The following is a 20042-nucleotide window of genomic DNA, read 5'->3' as shown; positions in this document are numbered from 1 at the left end:
ATTCGTGCTTACTTGCTCGAGCCGCCGAAGTTCTTGAAGCGCTGGTTGAACTTCTCGACGCGGCCGGCCGAGTCCATGATGCGCTGCTTGCCCGTGTAGAACGGGTGCGACGCCGACGAGATCTCGACGTCGATGACGGGGTACTCCACGCCGTCCAGCTCGATCGTCTTGTCGCTGGTGACCGTCGACCGCGTGAGGAAGGTCTCGCCGGAACCGAGGTCGCGGAACACGACAGCCTGGTAGTCGGGGTGAATGTCAGTCTTCATGGGGTTCCTTGCCGAGATGGGGAAAGAAAGTCTGCGGTGCGCTGGCACCAAAGGACGAGTCTATCAGGTTCGCGTGCGGATGCCGATCACGACGTCCGCGCCCGTGCAGCGTATCGACCGGCTTCCTCGTGCAGGGCTATGGGCACCCCGAACGCGGTGCTGAGCGCATCCTCCGTGAGTGTCTCGCGCAGTGGCCCCGCTGCGATGACGGCGCCATCGCGCAACAACAGCACGTGGGTGAAGCCCACCGGGATCTCTTCCACGTGATGGGTGACCATGACCATGGCGGGAGTCGTCGGCTCGGCGGCGTAGCCGCTCAGGAGCGTGAGAAGTTCCTCGCGCGAGCCGAGGTCCAAGCTCGCGGTGGGTTCGTCCAGCAGCAGCAGTTCGGGGTCCGTCATGACCGAGCGTGCGATCTGCACGCGCTTCTGCTCGCCGTCGGAGAGCGTGCCGAAGGTGCGCGTTGCAAGATCATCGAGCTGCCACTCGGCAAGCACCCGCATCGCACGGCGAACGTCGACCTGGTCGTACTCTTCGCGCCAGCGACCCATCACCGCGTAAGCGGCGGTCATCACGACATCCAGCACTGTCTCGTCCGGCGGGATGCGACGCGCCATCGATGTGGACGCGAAACCGACGCGCGGACGCAGCTCGAAGACGTCGGTACGCCCGATCCGCTCCCCCAGGATGCTCACGCGACCCGAGGTCGGGTGAAGCAGCGACGCCGAAAGCTCGAGCAGGGTTGTCTTCCCTGCGCCATTCGGGCCGAGCACGACCCAGCGCTCGTCCTCGGACACTGTCCAATCGATGTGATCGATGATGTCTCGGGCGTTTCTGCGGACGACGACGTCGGAGAATTCGAGCACCTGAGCCATGCGTTCCAGCCTATCGGGCGCCGCGTGTCACCTCGGCGTAGAGCGCGGCGGTTTGCTCCGCGATGCGCTGCCAGCTGAACTCTGTTACCGCGCGCTTGCGACCCGCTAGCCCGTACTCCTTCGCTCTCTCGCGATCGCTCACGACCTCGCCCAGAACCCGGGCAAGGTCGGCGACGAACGCCTCGGGATCCAGTGGCGTTCCGGTGCCGTCCGTGACCTGTTCGATCGGAACCAGCCTGCCCGTCACGCCGTCGGCGACGACTTCCGGGATGCCGCCAGTGGCGGTGCCGACGACTGCTGCGCCGCACGCCATGGCCTCAAGGTTCACAATGCCGAGGGGCTCGTAGATCGACGGGCATACGAAGGTCGTCGCCGCGGTCAGCGCCACGCAGAGCTCGTGTCGGCTGAGGTGGCGGTCGATCCAGACCACCCCATCGCGCGTCTCCTGCAACCCCCGAACAAGTCCCTCGACCTCAGCGAGGATCTCGGGCGTGTCCGGGGCGCCGGCGCACAGGATGAGCTGCACCTCCGGGTCCAAACGCTCGGCCGCGCGCAGCAAATACGGCAGACCCTTCTGCCGTGTGATGCGCCCGACGAAGACGATCGATGGTCGGGTCGGATCGATGCCGAGCGCGGCGAGGGTCTCGGCATCCTCGACCGGATGCCACTGCTCGGTGTCGATGCCGTTGTAGATGACCCGGACGGTCGCCGGATCGAGGTCGGGGTAGCTGCGCAGGATGTCGGCACGCATGCCCTCGCTTACCGCGACGATCGCCGCTGCCCCGTGGTACGCGGTGCGTTCGATCTCACTCGAGACCGCGTATCCGCCGCCGAGTTGTTCGGCCTTCCATGGGCGGAGCGGCTCGAGGCTGTGTGCTGTGACGATGTGGGGGATGCCGTGGAGCAGCCCTGCCACGTGCCCGGCGAAGTTGGCGTACCACGTGTGGGAGTGCACGACAGCGGCGCCTGCCACATCGTCGACGATGAGCAGGTCAGTCCCCATCGTCTGTATCGCCGCGTTCGCGCCCCGAAGCTCTGCCGGCGTGACGTACGACGTCGTGCCAGCTTCGTCGCGATCAGCGCCGAAGGCGCGCACCTGAACGTCGAGCGGAGCGGCGCCAGGCGCCTCGCTCGCCGGAAGCGCGCGGAGTGCCTTGACCAGCTCTGCGACGTGCACACCGGCGCCCCCATAGATCTCGGGCGGATACTCCTTGGTGACGATGTCGACGCGCATGTGTCGAACGCTAGTACAGGGTCACCGGGCGGCATAGTGTGGGGGTATGGCTACGTCGCCCAAGATCTTTGGAATCGTCCTCGCCGGTGGAGAGGGTAAGCGGCTGATGCCGCTGACCGCCGACCGCGCCAAGCCCGCGGTTCCCTTCGGCGGCCAGTACCGGCTGATCGACTTCGCGATCTCCAACCTGATCAATTCGGGGCTTCGGCAGATCGTCGTACTCACGCAGTACAAGTCCCACAGCCTGGATCGCCACATCTCGCAGACCTGGCGGATGTCGCCGATGCTGAGTTCCTACGTCGCCTCGGTGCCTGCTCAGCAGCGGCTCGGAAAGCGCTGGTTCTCGGGCTCTGCCGACGCGATCCTGCAGTCGATGAACCTCATCATCGACGAACAACCCGACATCGTCATCGTCATCGGCGCGGACCACGTGTATCGCATGGACTTCCGCCAGATGCTCGACGCCCACATCGAGTCGGGTGCCCGGGCGACTGTTGCCGGCATCCGTCAACCGATCGGCCTCGCTAACCAGTTCGGCGTCATCGACGTCGAACCGGGCTCGACGCGCATCCGCGAGTTCCTCGAGAAGCCGCAGAATCCGAACGGTCTGGCTGATGCTCCACACGAGGTCCTGGCGTCGATGGGCAACTACATCTTCGACACGGATGCCCTGATCGAGGCAGTCGAGGCCGACGGTGAAGTCCCGACATCGAACCATGACATGGGCGGCGACATCGTGCCGTACTTCGTCAACCGCGGTGAGGCGAGTGTCTACGACATGAAGCTCAACGATGTTCCCGGATCCACGGATCGGGACAGGTCCTACTGGCGGGACGTCGGAACGATCGACTCGTTCTTCGACGCGCACATGGACCTCATCTCGACGCTCCCGGTCTTCAACCTTTACAACACCGACTGGCCGATCCACTCCCAGACCGTCAACTCTCCGCCAGCGAAGTTCGTGCGCGACTCGGTCGGAAGGATCGGGACCGCCATCGATTCGGTGGTCTCGCTCGGTTCCGTGCTCTCGGGAACGCACCTGGAACGCAGCGTCGTCGGCCCGTGGACTCTCGCTGCCGGCGGATCGACCATCACTGATGCCGTACTGTTCGACTACGTGCGCGTAGGTCCGGGTGCGCGCGTCCACCGCGCGATCCTCGACAAGAACGTCGTAGTCGCCGACGGCGCGACGATCGGGGTCGACCGGGCTCATGACCTCGAACGTGGGTTCACCGTCACGGACTCCGGGATCACCGTCGTCGGCAAAGGCGTCGTCGTCGAACGCTGATCCGTGCCGCGCCGGCCGGGCCGGTAGCGTAGTCGGGTGATGCCAGCCCGCTTCCTTGTCGTTCTCGATGCCGATTCGACGCTGCTGCGTAATGAGGTGATCGAGCTCATCGCCGATGAGGCGGGTCGCGGCGCAGAGGTCGCTGCCGCGACGGAGGCAGCGATGCGCGGCGAGGTTGACTTCGCCGCGAGCCTGCGAACCCGCGTGGCCGCTCTGACGGGAGTACCGCTGGAGGCGTTCGAGCGCGTGCTGGCGCGCGTCGAGCCGACACTGGGCGCATCCGAGTTCATCGCCGGCGTCCACGAGCGCGGCGGCGTGGTCGGTGTCGTATCCGGCGGTTTTCACGAGGTCCTCGATCATGTCGCGCCCAGGCTCGGGGTGGACCGTTGGCGGGCGAACCGCCTTGCCGCTTCGGACGACACCCTGAGTGGAACCGTAGAAGGCGAGATCGTTGATGCTGAGGGCAAGGCCGCAACCCTGCGGGAGTGGGCGGGCTCACTCGGCCTCGCCTTGGCGCAGACGATCGCGGTGGGCGATGGCGCCAACGACCTTCGAATGATGGCGACGGCGGGCCTCGGCGTGGCGTTCAACGCGAAGCCCGCAGTCCGTGAGCGTGCCAACGTCGTGGTCGACCCGGTCGACCTGCGCGAGATCCTCCCCCTCCTCCCCCGCTGAAAGCACTCCGAGAGCGAAGCGCGGGCAGGGTCCTGATCGGTGTCGGATGCCGGCGCTAGCGTTGCCGCTATGCACATCATCCTGATTCCCGGCCTCTGGCTGGACGCGTCATCGTGGGACGACGTCATTCCTGCGCTTCGCGAAGCAGGCCACGAACCGCACTCCGTGACGCTTCCGGGTGTGGGCGAACCGGCCGACCGGTCCGGAGAGATCGGCATCACCGAGTGGGTGGGTGCTGTGGTCGATCTGATCGACCAGCTCGACGGCGATGTCGTGCTCGTCGGTCACAGTGGCGGGGGCAACGTCGCGTGGGGTGCGGCAGACCGGCGTGTGGATCGTGTGGGGCGCGTGATCCTGGTCGACACGCTTCCGCCCACCCCTGGCGGGATGATTCGGGAGTTCCCCATCGTGGACGGAGTTGCGCCCTTCCCCGGATGGGACACGTTCGAAGAGCGCGAGATCCGCGACCTCTCCGAGGCGGTGCGAGTCGCGGTGGCACAGCGGGCCCTGGTCGATCGTCGAGATCGACTCGGGTCACTGGCCGCAGTTCTCGGTGCCCGATGAGCTCGCCAGAATGCTCATTGCCGCCATCCGGGAGGACTGAACTGCGTCAGTGCCCCATACCCAGGCCGCCATCGACCGGGATGACCGCTCCCGAGATGTAGGCGGCGTTGTCTGAGGCGAGCCACGTGACCACACCGGCCACCTCGTCTGGGGTCGCGAACCGGCCCGCGGGGATCGTCGCTTTGTACTGCGCCTGCGTCTCGTCCGGGAGCTCGGCGGTCATGTCGGTCTCGATGAAGCCGGGGGCCACCACGTTGGCGGTGATAGCGCGACCGCCGAGCTCCCGTGTCAGCGACCGCGCGAACCCGACGAGCCCGCTCTTGGATGACGCGTAGTTGATCTGGCCCGGCGAGCCGTAGAGGCCGACAACGCTCGAGATCAGGATGACCCGTCCCCACTTAGCGCGCAGCATGCCCTTCGCCGCACGCTTGACGACACGGAATGCGCCACCGAGATTCGTCGCCACGACCGAATCGAAGTCGTCTTCGCTCATACGCAACAGCAGGGTGTCCTTCGTGACGCCCGCATTGGCCACCACGATCGTCACCGGTCCGAGCTTTTCCTCGACCTCCGAGAACGCGGCGTCGACGGCCGCGGCATCCGTCACATCGGCGCGCACCGTCAGCGTGCCGGCGGGGCCCTCTCCGGAGCGGGCGGTCACGGCGACCGGGTACCCCTCCGCGACGAAACGCTCGGCGATGGAGCGACCGATGCCGCGATTGCCTCCGGTGACGAGAACGACGTGATCGGTGGACATGAAGCATCTCCTGCGGTCGATTCGACCCGCTGCGCGGGCAGGACCGACCCAGACTACCGTCCACGTTGACACGCCACGGGGCTACTGGAACGCTGGTGGCAGCACGAACGATCGTGCGGATGCGTGTCAGAAAGGCCGAACCGTGAGCGACCAGAACACCCCCGCAGCCCCCGAGGAACAGCCGCCCGCGGCAGCTCCGGCACCACCTGCTTCCTACCCGCCGCCGGCCCCGCCCGCACCTCCGGCCTACGGCGCGCCGGCAGCTCCGCCTGCCTACGGGGCAGCGCCCGCCTACACCGCGTACCCGCAAGGCCCCAAGACCAACACGCTGGCGATCGTGTCCCTCGTGTCATCGCTCGTGGGTGTCTTCGTGATCCCCGTCATCGGCCAGATCGTCGGCATCATCACCGGCCACATGTCGCTCAGCCAGATCAAGCAGACGGGTGAGGGCGGCCGCGGGCTCGGACTTGCCGGAGTCATCATCGGTTGGGTGACGTTGGGACTGGCGATCCTCGGCATCATCTTGTTCATCGCATGGTTCGGAGTCATCTTCGCGAACGCGCGCGAGATGGGTTATTCGTCCTAACCGTCACGTCACAAGCGTCGCCCCGACGGATCCCGTCGGGGCGGCGCGGCGTAATCTGGTATGACCGTGAAATCATCTGCCAAACCGCAACCGGCGACGTCCCTCCCCCGGGCGCCGAAAGAGGACGCAGGCAAGCGGTCGACGACGTATCTCGTGATGATGGCGATCCGTCTCGTCTGCCTCGGCCTCGTCCTGTTCGTGACGCCCTACAGCTGGTACACCTGGGTCTTCGCGGCCATGGCGATCTTCCTTCCGTATCTCGCTGTTGTCATCGCCAATGTCAGCGCAGACATGACCGCACCCACGGCGCTCGGGCCCGAACGCATGATCGAGGCGCCGGCGCCGGGCCAGACTTCAGCTTCGCCTTCGCCGGCGGCACCGCAAGTCATCCGGATCGACGAGAGTCGGCAGGAGGACGCGGGTGACGACTGAATCCCCGACCGCGGGCCCAGAGACGATCTGTTCACGCGCCGGATGCCGCGAGGATGCGCAGTGGAGCATCCGATGGCGAAACCCCCGAATCCACAAGGGAGATCGCAGCAAGACGTGGCTTGCCTGCGATGAGCACGTCGGCTACCTGCGAGAGTTCCTCGCTGCGCGCTCGTTTCCCCTCAGCGTGGAAGCTTTCGCGGCGGAACAGGCGTGAGTGAGCACAAGGCGCCTGCGGCAGAGCACAAGGCGCCAGCGGCGGTGCGCTGGACGGCGTACATCGGCATCGCGGTGCTGTTCGCGATAGCGTGCGGATTCCTCTCCAACTGGCAGTTCACCCGCAACGCTGAGCGCTCGCAGCAGCTTGCTCTCGTCGAGGCCAACTACGACGCCGAGCCTGCGGCGCTCGATGATCTGGTGCCCGAGACGGGAGATCTGCCGGTCGACAACGAATGGCACCCGGTGGCGCTCCAGGGAACCTATCTGGTCGACGACACAGTGCTGGTAAGGAACCGCCCGCACGGCGGGACTGCCGCCTTCGAGGTCCTGGTGCCGTTCCAGACGACGGACGGCCGAATCCTACTCATCAACCGCGGCTGGGTTCCCCCCGCCGAAGACAGCGATCCGAGTGCGGTCCCCGCACCCCCTGCGGGCACCATCGACGTGATCGCACGGCTGCGACCGGGAGAGTCGCTCCCCCGATCGGGACGTACCGAGGCCCCCGAGGGTCAAGTGCCGACGATCCACCTGCCGCTTATCGCTGAAGCTCTCGGCGGCGACCCCGCTTTCATCACAAGCGCGTATGGCGTCATGGTCTCGGAGACTCCGGCTGCAGCATCCGTACCCAATCAGCTGGAATCCCCCTCTGAGGACCCCGGGCCCTACCTGTCGTATGCGATCCAGTGGATCCTGTTCGCCGTGATGGGGTTCTTCTTCATCGGCTACGTCATCCGCACCGAGGTCCGTCACCGCCGAGAGGAGACCGACGACACCCCTCGCCCCCCGCGAGGCCAGCGCCGGCGCGACCGCGACATGGCCGAGGAAGACGAGATCCTCGACCGACTCCCTCAGTAGGGCGCGAGCGCGCCTGCGAGGCGAAGCCTCAGGCGAGCGTGATGAGGTCGATGTAGTCGCGACCCCAGATGTCTTCGACGCCGTCGGGAAGAATAAGCACCCGCTCGGGGTTCAGCGCCTCCACAGCACCCTCGTCGTGAGAGACCAGGATGACTGCGCCCTCGTAATGTGCCAACGCGCCCAGGATCTCGTCGCGGGATGCCGGGTCGAGGTTGTTGGTCGGCTCGTCAAGGAGCAGCACGTTGGCACTAGAAACGACCAGCGTCGCCAGCGACAGGCGGGTCTTTTCCCCGCCCGAAAGCACCCCGGCGGGCTTGAGCACGTCGTCTCCCGTGAACAGGAACGACCCGAGAACCTTGCGTGCCTCGGTAGCGGTGATGTCCGGCGCCGCGGACATCATGTTGTCGAGCACCGAGCGGCCCACATCGAGGTTCTCGTGCTCCTGCGCGTAGTACCCGATCTTCAGTCCGTGTCCGGGCTCGACCTGTCCGGTATCGGGACGGTCCACTCCGGCGAGGATGCGCAGCAGCGTCGTCTTGCCGGCACCGTTGAGTCCGAGCACGACCACCTTCGATCCGCGGTCGATCGCCAGGTCGACATCCGTGAAGATCTCCAGGGACCCGTACGACTTCGAAAGCCCGGATGCCATGAGTGGCGTCTTGCCGCACGCTGCCGGCTTCGGGAAGCGGAGTTTGGCGACGCGGTCCTCTTGCCGCACCTCGTCGAGGCCCGAGAGAAGCTTCTCGGCACGTGCAAGCATCTGGTGCGCAGCAGCAGCCTTCGTGGCCTTGGCCCCGAACTTCGCCGCCTGCTGCTGGAGCGCAGTGGCCTTCTTTTCGGCGTTGGCGCGCTCCTTCTTGCGGCGCTCCTCGTCGGCCACACGTTGGCGCAGGTAGTTCTTCCACGACATGTTGTAGATGTCGATGACCTGACGGTTTGCGTCGAGGTAGAAGACGCGGTTGACGGTCTCGCCGACGAGTTCGACATCGTGCGAAATGACGATCAGACCGCCCTTGTAGTTCTTCAGGAACTCCCGCAGCCACACGACACTGTCGGCATCCAAGTGGTTCGTCGGCTCGTCGAGGATCATCGTCTGCGCGTCCGAGAAGAGGATGCGGGCAAGTTCGATGCGTCGGCGCTGACCACCCGACAGCGTACTGAGCGGTTGGTCGAGGATGCGGTCGGGCAATGCCAGGTTGTGGGCGATCGAGGCTGCCTCGGCCTCGGCGGCGTACCCGCCGAGAGCCTCGAAGCGCTCGGTGAGCGACCCGTAGCGGCGCATGGCGCGCGCGGCGACATCGGCATCGTCATCGCCCATCGCGAGGCTTGCCTCGTGCATCCCGATGGCGAGCTGGCCGAGCCCCCGCGCGTCGAGGATGCGGGTGCGGGCGAGATCCTCGGGATTACCCGAGCGCGGGTCCTGGGGCAGGTACCCGAGTTCGCCGCTGCGATCGACGCGACCCGCAGCCGGCAGAAGGTCGCCCGAGAGCACTTTCGTGAGAGTCGTCTTGCCGGCACCATTGCGACCCACGAGCCCGACCTTGTCGCCCGCGCCCACGCGGAACGTGACGTCCGACATGAGCACCCGGGCGCCCACGCGAATCTCGAGGTCGTGCACGGAGAGCACAGCAAAGCTCCGTTTCATTCGGTGAGAAGGGTACAAGGGGGCCGATGGCCAGCCCCCTAGTATAAGTCGCAATACTTCGCCGCCTGGATTCAACTGACCAAGGAGCACCATGACGACTGCCGCCGCACCGGCCACGCACACCCGGGTTCTCGCCGACATCATCGCCCGGCCCTCGTCGCGGGCGCGGGCGTTCGCCATCGACGCCGGCCTCGTGCTGGCGGGAGTCGCCGTCGTGGCGTTGCTGGCGAAAGTGTCGTTCTTCATCGGGCCGATCCCGATCACGGGGCAGACCCTCGGCGTCATCCTCGTCGGCGCTGCGCTGGGGTCCGCGCGCGGCGCTGCCACGATGACGACCTACATGTTCGTCGGCCTTCTCGGTCTGCCGGTGTTCGCCGGACCGGTCGCAGGCCCGGCCTACCTGCTGGCTCCCTCGTTCGGGTTCATCCTGGGCTTCATCCCGGCGGCGTTCGTCGCCGGATGGTTCGCTGAGCGTGCTTGGGATCGCAAGCCCCTCCTCGCCTTCGCGGGGTTCGTGATCGCCAGTGTCATCCCGTTCGTCATCGGCGTGCCCTACATGGCCTTCATTCTGTCGACAGTCATGGGCCAGACGATCTCGCCAGCTGAGGTGCTCAATGCGGGCCTATGGCCGTTCATCGTTCCCGGCCTGATCAAGGCGGGCTTTGCGGCGCTCCTGATCCCCGGCGCATGGGCGCTCGTGCGCCGGATCGACACCGCCAAGAAGCGCTGAGGTTCAGCGGGAGAGCTCGCCGATCCGCTCGATCGCCTCGCGCAGAACCTCCGGCGAGCACCCGAAGTTGACCCTCACGAACCCTCGACCCTCGTCACCGAAGGTCGGACCGTGGTGGACCGCGACTCGCGCCTCGGTGAGAATCCGCTCTGCGGGGTCCTCACCCCACCCCAGGCCCGACAGATCGACCCAGGCAAGGTACCCCGCATCGGGGATCGCATACCGCGCCGCCGGTACGTGCTCGGCGAGCAGGTCGGCGAGGAGGTGCCGGTTCGCGTCGAGCGCGGCGAGTAACGCATCCAGCCACTCATCGCTCTCGGGCGAGAAGGCCGCAACGCCTGCCAGTGCGCCGAAGTGACCAGTTCGCCACTCGACTTCCTTCGGGAGCCCCTGCACGACCCGGCGCGTGTGGTCAGCGGCGGTCGACATCAGCGCGCACTTCAGACCAGCGAGATTGAAGGCTTTGCTTGCGCTCGCCACGGCGTATCCGACGGATGCCGCAACCGGAGATGCGCTGAGGAACGGTGTGAACGTCGCCGGCGCATGCACCAGGGGTGCATGAATTTCGTCACTGACGACGATCGCGCCGTGGCGTGCGGCGATCTCGGCGAGTTCTGCGAGCGTCTCGCGGGAGTGCACTGTTCCCGTCGGGTTGTGCGGGTTGCACAGCAGAACCGCGCGGGCGCCTCCGGCCAGTGCCGCCTCGATGCCGGCCAGATCAAGCGTGTATCCGGCATCCGCGAGCAGCGGCACTGTCTCGACGACTCCCCCCGCTTCCGGGATGAGGTCGTAGAACGGCGGATACACCGGGGGCGTGATGACGACGCGGTCCCCGGGTGAGATTGTGGGTCTGAGGATCTCGACGAGACCCATGACGACGTCGCCCGTCGAGCGAACGTGCGCGGGGTCGATCTCCCAGCCGTAGCGCCGCCGCGCGAAACCGGCGTAAGCCTCAGCGATCCCCGGCTTCGGCGGCGTATACCCCGTGTCACCGATCTCGACTGCTGCCCTCAGACGCGCCGTGATCGCCGGTGCGAGCGGGAAGTCTGTCTCAGCCACAAACAACGGCAGCACATCGGCCGGGTAGGCGCGCCATTTCGTGCTCGTCCGCTCGCGCAGTCGCTCGATCGGGAGGGCCTGAAGTGGGCTCGCGGTCATCCTCCGAGCCTAGCGTTGCAAGCCCGAACCTGTCCGGGCGCAGCCGCGCAGCGGGGTGCCGTCCTCGGGGCTGGCACCGGGTCTGGCGGGAGCGGGCGCAGCCCGCGAGGGCATGTCCCCGAGGACGGCACCCCGCGGAGCGGCGGACATCAGACCCAGCCGCATAGCGGCACACATCAGACTCAGCCGCATAGCGGCACACATCAGACTCAGCCGCGTAGCGGCACACAGCAGACTCAGCCGAACAGAAGGTACCGCGACGGATCGTCGGGAAGAACCCAGTTGAAGCCCTCCTCCGCGAACACAACGACGAGGTTGATCGCGATCGTGGCGACGAACGCCCACACCACGACCCACGCGAGAATGCGCAGCCACGGGGTGGTCGGGGCGACCGGCACGACATCCTGCGCGAACACCGCCACGACGCCGGCGAACACGATCACGACGACGAAGGTGATCAGCGCCCACGTGTACAGGTGCAGCCCCAGAACCGCCTCGCCGTACCCGGGGTCACCGGGCAGGATGTGCAGCAGAATCTGTCTGATCGAGATCGCCGCGCCCACGACGGCACCGAGGATCGCTAGCCCCAGGCCGGTCGCGAGTTCGCGCAGCAGAAGCTCGCCGCGCAGCGCCCTCACCACGACGTACAGCGCTCCGAGGCTCGCCAACATCATGCCCATCCGCTGCAGGATGCACAGCGGGCACGGCAGTTCGCCGAGCCCGAATTGGAAGACGAACATCGCCATCGACAGGATGCCGACATAGGCCACGAGGAAGGCCACGAAGGCCCAGAACGAAAGTTTGCGAACCACGATCGAGGCGGACATCAGAAGCTCAACTCCAACACGTCGTTCGCGTGGTAGGCGAACAGCCCGATCACGGCAAGCGCGGCGACGGCCCAGGAGCCGATGACCAGCCACCGACTCTTGGAGAAGATGATGATGAGGGCTACCGCGAGCAGCACGCCGAAGATGAGGGTGTCCACGCCCTCAACGTAGCGGGGGCTCCAGCTCGGGAGCCATAGCGCGCGGAGCCGGCGAGCCGTCCGACGTTCAGTCGCGCGAGCTCGCGTTCACCTCGCCGGAACGCTCTTGACCGCTGAGGGCTGCGATCGCGTTCATCGTGCGCTCGGTGATCTGCCGCCGGGCTTTGCCTGCCGGAACGCCATCGAGATCGGAGAGGTCGAGCGGCTCACCGAAATGCACCTCGATTCGAGACCTTCCCGGCACCAGGTGGCTGAAGGGCTTGACGGTGCCGGTACCGATCAACCCCACGGGGACGACCGTCGCGCCGGTGTCGTACGCCATCCATGCCGCTCCCCCGTGCCCCTCGTGCAGTCTGCCGTCGCGCGAGCGGGTGCCCTCGGGGAAAACGGCGAAGACGCTGCCGGCTCGAAGGATGCTGGCACCGGCCTCGAGTGCCGCGCGCGCATCGCGTCCCGTTGCGCGGTACACCGGCACCCCGCCGATCGACGTGAAGAACCAGCGCATGAACCGTCCGAGCAGCCCGGACCCGGTGAAGTACGACGACTTGATGAGGAACTGGACAGGTCGCGCGGCGGACGTAGGGATGATGACGGTATCGAGAGAAGAGAGGTGATTGCTCGCGAGCAGGACGGGTCCGCGCGGGGGCACGTTTCCCCGACCGACGATGCGCGGCCGGTACAGGATCCAGAACAGCGGGCGGAGGACGACCCGCCCGAGGAAGTAGATGAATCCTGGCCGGGAGACACGGCGGGGCGGAGCGGGATCTGTCACCCCGCCACCCTATCGGCGGCAGAACACGGCGTGATGGCACGCCCGGAAGGAGGAGCCGATCAGATGGCGAAGCCGAGGGCACGCATCATGTCGCGACCATCGTCGGTGATGCGCTCGGGGCCCCACGGCGGCATCCACACCCAGTTGATACGGAAGCGTTCCACGACATCGTCGAGGGCCTGCGCCGTCTGCTCTTCGAGGACGTCGGTGAGCGGGCACCCGGCGGAGGTCAGCGTCATGTGGATGACGAGAGCGTCGTTCTCGTCATCCCAGCTGAGGTCGTAGATCAGTCCGAGGTCGACGACATTGATCCCGAGTTCGGGATCCATGACGTCCTTGAGGGCCTCGGTGACCTCGTCGAACTTCTCAGGGCTGAGAGTCGCGGTCATGACTTGATCCTAGGCGCCGGATCCGGCGGCGGGCTCGAGAAAGCGATCGTATCCCTCGGCCTCGAGCCGGTCGGCAAGCTCCGGCCCGCCCTCTTCGACGATGCGTCCGCCGACGACGACGTGCACGAAGTCGGGGTGGATGTAACGAAGGATGCGGGTGTAGTGCGTGATCAGTAGCACGCCCATGTCGGTCTCGGCCTTGGCACGGTTGACGCCCTCCGAGACGACCTTCAGGGCATCGACGTCGAGACCCGAGTCGGTCTCATCGAGCACAGCGATCTTCGGCTTCAGCAGCTCGAGCTGCAGGATCTCGTGGCGCTTCTTCTCGCCGCCCGAGAAGCCCTCGTTGACGTTTCGCTGCGCGAACTTCTCGTCCATACGGAGGTCCGCCATGGCCTTCTTGACGTCCTTGGTCCACGTGCGGATCGAGGGCGCCTGCCCGTCGATGGCGGACTTCGCCGTGCGCAGGAAGTTCGTCACCGTCACGCCGGGGATCTCGACGGGGTACTGCATCGCGAGGAAGAGACCGGCGCGCGCGCGCTCGTCGACCGACATCTCGAGGACGTCTTCACCGTCGAGCGTGATCGAGCCGCTTGTCACGGTGTACTTGGGGTGCCCGGCGATCGTGTACGCGAGGGTCGACTTGCCCGACCCGTTGGGGCCCATGATCGCGTGGGTCTCCCCCGTCCGAATCGTGAGGGTCATGCCGTTGAGGATCTCGGTCTCTCCGGCATCCGTGTCGACCGTGACGTGCAGGTCGCGGATCTCGAGAACAGCCATGGGGTTCCTTTTCAGTGGATGTCTGGGGTGACGGCCTTGGTGACGGCCGGGTCGATCAGGACGTCGTCGCCCTCGATCGTGACCTCGTACACCGGCACCGGCTCGTACGCGGGAAGGTTCAGGGGGCGGCCCGTCAGAAGCGAGAACGCTGAGCCGTGGGCCCAGCATTCCAATGTCTCGCCCTCGACGAAGCCGTCGGAGAGCGAAATGTCACCGTGTGTGCAGGTATCGCCGATGGCGTGCACGTCACCGTTGGAGTCTTTGACGACAGCGATCGCAACACCGTCGATCACGACGCGCTTGGCAGCGTCCTGTTCCAGCTCGCTCAGCGAGCACACGCGGGTGGCGCTCACGCAGCCGCCTCCTGTTCGAGTTCGGCGGTGACCGCCTCGGTGAGTTCAGCCTCGAGCTCGGGGATGCCGAGGCGCTGGATGATGTCGCTGAGGAATCCGATCACCACGAGCCGGCGGGCTTCGTCTTCGGGGATACCTCGCGCCTGCAGGTAGAAGAGCTGCTCGTCGTCGAAACGACCGGTGGCGCTGGCGTGTCCGGCACCCTGGATGTCGCCGGTCTCGATCTCGAGATTCGGGATCGAGTCGGCGCGGGCACCGTCGGTGAGCACGAGGTTGCGGTTGGCTTCGTAGGAATCGGTGCCGACGGCCTCGCGCCCGATGAGCACGTCCCCGACCCAGACGCTGCGTGCGCTCGAGCCCTGCAGGGCTCCCTTGTAGAGCACGTCGGCACTCGTGTTCGGGCCGCGGTGGTGGACGTACACCTGGCTCTCAAGGTGCTGACCGGAGTCAGCGAACGACAGACCGTAGACCTTGCCCTCGGATCCGGCGCCGGCGAGATCGACGGAGGGGTTCACCCGCACTACCGCGCCACCGAGGCTCACGACGGTGTGCCGGAGGGTCGCGTCGCGTCCCACGACAGCCTGGTGCGCGGCGACGTGCACCGCATCGTCGTCCCACCGCTGCAGCGAGATCAGCGTGAGGCTGGCACCGTCACGGACGATGATCTCGACGTTCTGCGCGAACTGGGCCGACCCTTCGTGGCGAAGCACGACAGTCGCACGCGAGTGCGGGGCAGCTTCGATCACTACGTGGGAGTGGGCGCGGAGTTGGGCGCCGGAGCCCGTGAAGACTACTTCGACGGGCTCATCGAGTTCGGCATCGGCCGGCACCTTCAGATAGAGCGCTTGCGCGGAGCGCTGCCAGGCGATTGCGCTCGGCAGATCCTCGGGCACGAAGGCTTCGCCGCGCGGTGACTCGCCGACAGCGAGGCCGGCTGCCGCGAGCGGGCCCGTCACCGTGATGCCGACAGCGCCTTCGTCGCCGGGCTCGTCGGCGAACAGCGGAGCGACAGCCGCGATGGGGCTGTGCTTCCAGTTGACTTCGCGCCCGGTCGGTGCACCGAACGCCGAGGGCTCGTACGAGCGCGGGCGTTCGGAGCGGGTCTGGACGGGAACGAGGTCCCAGCCCCCGTCGGTGTGCGCGGTCGATCCGGGCGCCGTCGCCGACGCCTGTGCGGTAGTCGTCATCTCAGCCGACGCTGCCTTCCATGCTCATCTCGATGAGCTTGTTCAGTTCGAGGGCGTACTCCATGGGCAGTTCGCGAGCGATGGGCTCGATGAATCCACGAACGATCATTGCCATCGCCTCGTCCTCGGGAAGCCCCCGGGACTGCAGGTAGAAGAGCTGCTCTTCACTGACCCGCGAGACTGTCGCCTCGTGTCCCAACTGCACGTCGTCGACGCGGATGTCGATAGCCGGGTAGGTGTCGGAGCGGGAAACGGTATCGACCAGCAGCGCGTCACAGCGAACCGTGTTGGCGGAGTGGTGGGCATTCGGGTCGACCCGGACCTCGCCCCGGTACCCCGCGCGACCGCCGCCTCGGGCGATGGACTTCGAGACGATCGAGGACGTCGTGTACGGCGCCATGTGGATCATCTTCGCGCCGGCATCCTGGTGCTGCCCGGGGCCGGCGAAGGCGACCGAGAGGGTCTCGCCCTTCGCGTGCTCCCCCATCAGGAAGACCGACGGGTACTTCATCGTCACCTTGGAGCCGATGTTGCCGTCGATCCATTCCATCGTGGCGCCCTCGTGGGCGACGGCGCGCTTGGTGACCAAGTTGTAGACGTTGTTCGACCAGTTCTGGATCGTCGTGTAGCGCACGCGGGCGTTCTTCTTCACGATGATCTCGACGACTGCCGAGTGCAGGGAGTCGCTCTTGTAGATCGGGGCCGTGCAGCCCTCGATGTAGTGGACGTATGAGCCCTCGTCGGCGATGATCAGCGTCCGCTCGAACTGGCCCATGTTCTCGGTGTTGATCCGGAAGTAGGCCTGCAGCGGAATCTCGACGTGCACCCCGGGCGGCACGTAGACGAATGACCCGCCCGACCACACGGCGGTGTTGAGGGCCGCGAACTTGTTGTCACCGGCGGGGATGACGGTGCCGAAGTACTCCTCGAAGAACTCGGGGTGCTCGCGCAGCGCCGTGTCGGTGTCCATGAAGATGACACCCTGCGCCTCGAGGTCCTCGCGGATCTGGTGGTAGACGACCTCGGACTCGTACTGCGCCGCGACGCCCGCCACAAGGCGCTGGCGCTCGGCCTCGGGGATACCCAGCTTCTCGTAGGTGTTCCGGATCTCTTCGGGGAGGTCTTCCCAGCTCTGCGCCTGCTTCTCGGTGGAGCGCACGAAGTACTTGATGTTGTCGAAGTCGATCGCGCTGAGGTCGGCACCCCAGGTGGGCATGGGTTTGCGGCCGAAGAGCTGCAGGCCCTTCAGTCGGGTCTTCAGCATCCACTCCGGCTCGGATTTCAACGAGGAGATCCCACGGACCACGTCCTCGTTGATTCCGCGCTGAGCCACCGCGCCGGCGGCGTCGGTGTCGTGCCAGCCGAACTCGTAGACTCCCAGGCTTTCGAGTTCGGGACGCTCGATCAGCACATCGGACATCGGTTTTCTCCTTCGCGGCCATTGCGGTGTCATCCGCACCGACATCCGTCGCCCCCGGCGGAGTACCGGAGGGGATGTCGCTTACGGGCCCTTTCACGTCTTCGGCGAATTCTCGCGCCTAGACTGGTGATGATCCTGCGGCATTTCTCCGCGGAATCAGACCCTTCGAGTCTACAGGCATCGACCCAGCCCCGGGCCGAGCACGCCGCGCCCCCACAGGGCGATCCCAGGAGTGAAGACCGTGTCCGCACCGTCCCCGTCCCCCGCCCGCGTTTCGCTATTCGGGAGGTTCTGGGCATGGTTGCCTGACCACGTCGATCGGCGCGTCCGGGTCGCCGCGTGGTTGTCGTTTCTCGCCGAGGTGCTGATCATCGGGACCGGGGGCGCGGTGCGTCTGACCGGCTCGGGCCTGGGGTGCCCGACCTGGCCCACCTGCACCGCGGAGTCGATCGTCAACACGCCGGAAATGGGTATTCACGGGTTCATCGAATTCGGCAACCGCACCCTGACAGGTCTTGTCGGCATCCTCGCGATCATCGTGTTGGTCTTCGTGCTGAAGATGCGCCGGGAGCGCCGCGACCTTTTCGTTCTTGCCCTGGTGGTGGTGCTGGGCGTGGTCGCGCAGGCTCTTGTCGGCGGCATCACCGTGCTCACCGGGCTCAACCCGTTCATCGTCGGCTTCCACTATGTCGCCTCGGTCATCCTCGTGGCCGTGTGTGCCGCGTTCCTCGTGCTCATGCGCACGCCGGGGGGCCCGCGCGCTCGCGCTGTGACGCGTGCTCACGCACTGTGGGCCCACGTGGCCACGGCTGTGCTGGCCCTGACGATCTTCTTCGGCATCCTGACCACCGGTGCCGGCCCCCACTCGGGCGACGAGGATGCCATTCGCAGCGGCTTCGATGCGGAGCTGCTCGAACACATCCACGCCTGGCCGTCGTACGCACTGTTCGCGCTGACGCTGGTGCTGCTGGGCTTCGCCTACCGGCGGCGCCAGGAACTGCCACGCGTGTTCGGTTGGACCCTCACGGTGCTCGGGGTCGAGATCATCCAGATCGCCGTGGGCCTCTTCCAGGCCCGTAACGGACTTCCCCCGATCGCCGTGGGCATCCACATGGTGCTGGCATCGCTGCTGGCCGCCGCGATGACGGCGCTCATCCTCAATCTCAAGCAGCCGCGTGTCGCCGAGTTCACGCCGTCGGACCCGGTCGGCGCACAGGCGATCCATAGCTGACGCATCGACACGGCACGCGTCGAGGGACCAGACTGGTCGCGCCGATCTCTTCGGCGTGACTGACATCGATCCCTTCGCAGGAGTTTCCCTATGACCAATCGTCTCGCCCGCAGCGTTCCCTTCTGGGTGCTGCTTCTCGCCTCCCTCGCCAGCATCGGCGTCGGGCTCTGGCTCGTGCTGACCAAAGTGAGCGAGATGAGCGCAACGCTCGCGGATGGTTCGGCGACGTACGAGCAGGTCTACGTGAGCCCTGCGTGGATCGGATTCGGCGGTGTCCTGGTGGGCGCCGGCATCCTCGGTCTGCTGCTCGTGCTGACCCTCGCCGCCCTCCGCTCCGCTCTGCCCGCCCCCGCGGCCGAGACCGCCATCGTGGAAGAAACCGTCATCGTCGAGGAGGCGGCTCCGGTCGCCGAGCAGGCTCCTGTCTTCGAGGATGCCGACGTCGAGACCTCGACGACCGACACCGCCCCGCCCGGTGCCGCGGCAGAGGCCGCAGCGCAGAGCGACACTGGCGCACCCGAGAACCGCTGACCTTAGCGCCGGCTCATAGCGAAGGCCCTCCCGCCGAACATCGTTCGACGAGAGGGCCTTCGCTTATCCGCGGGCCACCCGGGGATGGCGCGCTCAGAACGGGAGCAGCGGATCGACAGCGATCGCGACGAACAGCAGCGTCAAGTAGGTGATGGATGCGTGGAACACACGCATCGGCCGTGGCTCCGTGCCCCGCACCGCGCGAGCGTAGAGAACGTGTGACTCGTAGATGAACCACCCACCGAACACCAGCGCCGATGCCGTGTAGACGAGCCCCATCGAGGCGACAGGAATCAGGAGGAGCGAGGTCACGACAGTCGCCCATGCGTAGAGGATGACCTGAAGGCCGACCTGCGAGCCAGAGCGCGTGGCGCCCAGCATCGGAACCTCGACCTCGTCGTACTGGTCGCGGTACTTCATCGAGAGCGGCCAATAGTGAGGCGGGGTCCACAGGAACACGAGCAAGAACAGGATGAGCGCGGGCCAGGCAAGCGTCCCGGTGACCGCACTCCAGCCGATCAGCACCGGGAAGCATCCGGCGATGCCGCCCCACACGATGTTTTGCTCGGTCCGGCGCTTGAGGATCATCGTGTAGATGACGACGTAGAAGAAGATCGCACCCGCCGACAGCGCCGCGGCGAGCCAGTTCGTCGTGAAGCCGAGCCACAGCGTCGAGGCGATAGCAAGCGACCAGGCGAAGATCAGTGCACCCCGGGGCGAGACCTCGCCGGTGACGAGCGGGCGATTCTCGGTGCGCTGCATGTGCGCGTCGATATCGCGGTCGAGGTACATGTTGAACGCGGCAGCCGAGCCGGCGCTTGCCGAGCCGCCGATCACGGTGGCGACGACCAGCCACAGCGGCGGGAATCCCTGCTGCGCGAGGATCATGACCGGAACCGTCGTCACCAGCAACAGCTCGAGAACGCGCGGCTTGGTCAGGGCGATATAGGCGCGGACGGTGCGGCCGAACGAGGCGGGTGCGAGCTGCGCACGCGTCGTCGTGGAAATGTCCATTGCCCTCACTATCGGCCGTCAACCCGGGGTTTCCAGTCTATGGCATCCCCCACGCGAGGTAGGCGCCGGCGGAGCATGCACGGCACGCGGCGGCCGGGG

General features: G+C 66.5%; 25 protein-coding genes. 10 read left to right on the top strand and 15 right to left on the bottom strand.

The window, feature by feature from the left end; genetic code table 11:
* Positions 1-8: 8 nt before the first annotated feature.
* The 3 genes from MICSW_RS07280 to glgA all read right to left on the bottom strand — a co-directional run bounded on the left by MICSW_RS07280 (position 9) and on the right by glgA (position 2375).
* On the bottom strand, positions 9-266 hold the full coding sequence (locus tag MICSW_RS07280; RefSeq protein WP_067246295.1) for a type B 50S ribosomal protein L31: 258 nt from the start codon (positions 264-266) through the stop codon (positions 9-11).
* 86 nt (positions 267-352) lie between these two features.
* Entirely contained in the window at positions 353-1141 is a 789-nt protein-coding gene (locus MICSW_RS07275) for an ABC transporter ATP-binding protein (RefSeq protein WP_292728245.1), read from the bottom strand.
* A 10-nt stretch (positions 1142-1151) separates the two neighbouring features.
* Positions 1152-2375 carry a glycogen synthase gene (gene glgA, locus MICSW_RS07270; protein ID WP_292735709.1) on the bottom strand — a complete coding sequence of 408 codons (1224 nt, stop codon included), beginning with the start codon at positions 2373-2375 and terminating at the stop codon, positions 1152-1154.
* A 46-nt stretch (positions 2376-2421) separates the two neighbouring features.
* On the opposite strand from glgA, the gene MICSW_RS07265 reads away from it, so the two are divergent.
* From MICSW_RS07265 to MICSW_RS07255, 3 genes are all read left to right on the top strand, one after another.
* Entirely contained in the window at positions 2422-3663 is a 1242-nt protein-coding gene (locus MICSW_RS07265; protein ID WP_228179052.1) for a glucose-1-phosphate adenylyltransferase, read from the top strand.
* A gap of 39 nt (positions 3664-3702) precedes the next feature.
* Positions 3703-4338, top strand: a complete 636-nt coding sequence (gene serB / locus MICSW_RS07260; RefSeq protein WP_228179051.1) for a phosphoserine phosphatase SerB — start codon at positions 3703-3705, stop codon at positions 4336-4338.
* Between the two features lie 69 nt (positions 4339-4407).
* Complete coding sequence (locus tag MICSW_RS07255; RefSeq protein WP_347424470.1) at positions 4408-4902, top strand: alpha/beta fold hydrolase; 495 nt, start codon at positions 4408-4410, stop codon at positions 4900-4902.
* A gap of 46 nt (positions 4903-4948) precedes the next feature.
* Here MICSW_RS07255 and fabG read toward each other — a convergent pair whose 3' ends face one another.
* Entirely contained in the window at positions 4949-5659 is a 711-nt protein-coding gene (gene fabG / locus MICSW_RS07250) for a 3-oxoacyl-ACP reductase FabG (protein ID WP_228179049.1), read from the bottom strand.
* Between the two features lie 142 nt (positions 5660-5801).
* Between fabG and MICSW_RS07245 the strand changes: the two genes are divergently transcribed.
* Genes MICSW_RS07245 through MICSW_RS07230 form a run of 4 tightly spaced genes read left to right on the top strand, consistent with a single transcriptional unit; the run spans position 5802 to position 7748 of the window.
* Positions 5802-6245: a DUF4190 domain-containing protein gene (locus MICSW_RS07245; protein ID WP_228179048.1), complete on the top strand. Its 444-nt coding sequence runs from the start codon at positions 5802-5804 to the stop codon at positions 6243-6245.
* A 60-nt stretch (positions 6246-6305) separates the two neighbouring features.
* On the top strand, positions 6306-6677 hold the full coding sequence (locus tag MICSW_RS07240; RefSeq protein WP_267189799.1) for a DUF3099 domain-containing protein: 372 nt from the start codon (positions 6306-6308) through the stop codon (positions 6675-6677).
* A complete protein-coding gene (locus MICSW_RS07235) occupies positions 6667-6891 on the top strand; it encodes a hypothetical protein (protein WP_228179046.1) in 225 nt (74 codons plus the stop codon). Before MICSW_RS07240 ends, MICSW_RS07235 begins: the two co-directional genes overlap by 11 nt.
* Complete coding sequence (locus tag MICSW_RS07230; RefSeq protein WP_228179045.1) at positions 6888-7748, top strand: SURF1 family cytochrome oxidase biogenesis protein; 861 nt, start codon at positions 6888-6890, stop codon at positions 7746-7748. The genes MICSW_RS07235 and MICSW_RS07230 overlap by 4 nt, the downstream gene beginning before the upstream one ends.
* A 28-nt stretch (positions 7749-7776) precedes the next feature.
* On the opposite strand, the gene abc-f is transcribed toward MICSW_RS07230, so the two are convergent.
* Complete coding sequence (gene abc-f, locus MICSW_RS07225; RefSeq protein ID WP_228179097.1) at positions 7777-9375, bottom strand: ribosomal protection-like ABC-F family protein; 1599 nt, start codon at positions 9373-9375, stop codon at positions 7777-7779.
* Positions 9376-9484: 109 nt separating this feature from the next.
* Here abc-f and MICSW_RS07220 point away from each other — a divergent pair, with 109 nt between their 5' ends.
* Positions 9485-10123, top strand: coding sequence for a biotin transporter BioY (locus tag MICSW_RS07220; protein WP_228179044.1), 639 nt, complete (start codon positions 9485-9487; stop codon positions 10121-10123).
* 3 nt (positions 10124-10126) lie between these two features.
* On the opposite strand, the gene MICSW_RS07215 is transcribed toward MICSW_RS07220, so the two are convergent.
* From MICSW_RS07215 to sufB, 9 genes are all read right to left on the bottom strand, one after another.
* Positions 10127-11281, bottom strand: a complete 1155-nt coding sequence (locus MICSW_RS07215; RefSeq protein ID WP_464498132.1) for a MalY/PatB family protein — start codon at positions 11279-11281, stop codon at positions 10127-10129.
* A gap of 236 nt (positions 11282-11517) precedes the next feature.
* Positions 11518-12108 carry a disulfide bond formation protein B gene (locus MICSW_RS07210; RefSeq protein ID WP_464498130.1) on the bottom strand — a complete coding sequence of 197 codons (591 nt, stop codon included), beginning with the start codon at positions 12106-12108 and terminating at the stop codon, positions 11518-11520.
* On the bottom strand, positions 12108-12266 hold the full coding sequence (locus MICSW_RS07205) for a DUF5993 family protein (RefSeq protein WP_228179041.1): 159 nt from the start codon (positions 12264-12266) through the stop codon (positions 12108-12110). The genes MICSW_RS07210 and MICSW_RS07205 overlap by 1 nt, the downstream gene beginning before the upstream one ends.
* Positions 12267-12333: 67 nt before the next feature.
* The gene (locus MICSW_RS07200; RefSeq protein WP_228179040.1) at positions 12334-13038 is read right to left on the bottom strand and encodes a lysophospholipid acyltransferase family protein; all 705 of its coding nucleotides are present in this window, start codon (positions 13036-13038) and stop codon (positions 12334-12336) included.
* A gap of 59 nt (positions 13039-13097) precedes the next feature.
* Positions 13098-13427: a metal-sulfur cluster assembly factor gene (locus MICSW_RS07195; protein ID WP_195693758.1), complete on the bottom strand. Its 330-nt coding sequence runs from the start codon at positions 13425-13427 to the stop codon at positions 13098-13100.
* 9 nt (positions 13428-13436) lie between these two features.
* Entirely contained in the window at positions 13437-14207 is a 771-nt protein-coding gene (gene sufC, locus MICSW_RS07190) for a Fe-S cluster assembly ATPase SufC (protein ID WP_228179039.1), read from the bottom strand.
* 11 nt (positions 14208-14218) lie between these two features.
* A complete protein-coding gene (locus MICSW_RS07185; protein WP_228179038.1) occupies positions 14219-14560 on the bottom strand; it encodes a non-heme iron oxygenase ferredoxin subunit in 342 nt (113 codons plus the stop codon).
* The gene (sufD, locus tag MICSW_RS07180) at positions 14557-15747 is read right to left on the bottom strand and encodes a Fe-S cluster assembly protein SufD (protein WP_292735720.1); all 1191 of its coding nucleotides are present in this window, start codon (positions 15745-15747) and stop codon (positions 14557-14559) included. The genes MICSW_RS07185 and sufD overlap by 4 nt, the downstream gene beginning before the upstream one ends.
* Position 15748: 1 nt before the next feature.
* Positions 15749-17167 (bottom strand): Fe-S cluster assembly protein SufB, encoded by a 1419-nt coding sequence (sufB, locus tag MICSW_RS07175; RefSeq protein WP_228179036.1) that lies wholly within the window; start codon positions 17165-17167, stop codon positions 15749-15751.
* 241 nt (positions 17168-17408) lie between these two features.
* On the opposite strand from sufB, the gene MICSW_RS07170 reads away from it, so the two are divergent.
* Positions 17409-18398, top strand: a complete 990-nt coding sequence (locus MICSW_RS07170; RefSeq protein ID WP_228179035.1) for a COX15/CtaA family protein — start codon at positions 17409-17411, stop codon at positions 18396-18398.
* A gap of 90 nt (positions 18399-18488) precedes the next feature.
* Complete coding sequence (locus MICSW_RS07165) at positions 18489-18929, top strand: dinucleotide-utilizing enzyme (protein ID WP_228179034.1); 441 nt, start codon at positions 18489-18491, stop codon at positions 18927-18929.
* 93 nt (positions 18930-19022) lie between these two features.
* Here MICSW_RS07165 and MICSW_RS07160 read toward each other — a convergent pair whose 3' ends face one another.
* Positions 19023-19943 carry a heme o synthase gene (locus MICSW_RS07160; protein ID WP_464498119.1) on the bottom strand — a complete coding sequence of 307 codons (921 nt, stop codon included), beginning with the start codon at positions 19941-19943 and terminating at the stop codon, positions 19023-19025.
* Between the last annotated feature and the right edge of the window lie 99 nt (positions 19944-20042).

It is taken from the genome of Microbacterium sp. SW12 (assembly GCF_055391095.1).
The sequence above is the reverse complement of the archived record's forward strand: the minus strand, read 5'-3'. Positions and strand labels throughout refer to the sequence as shown.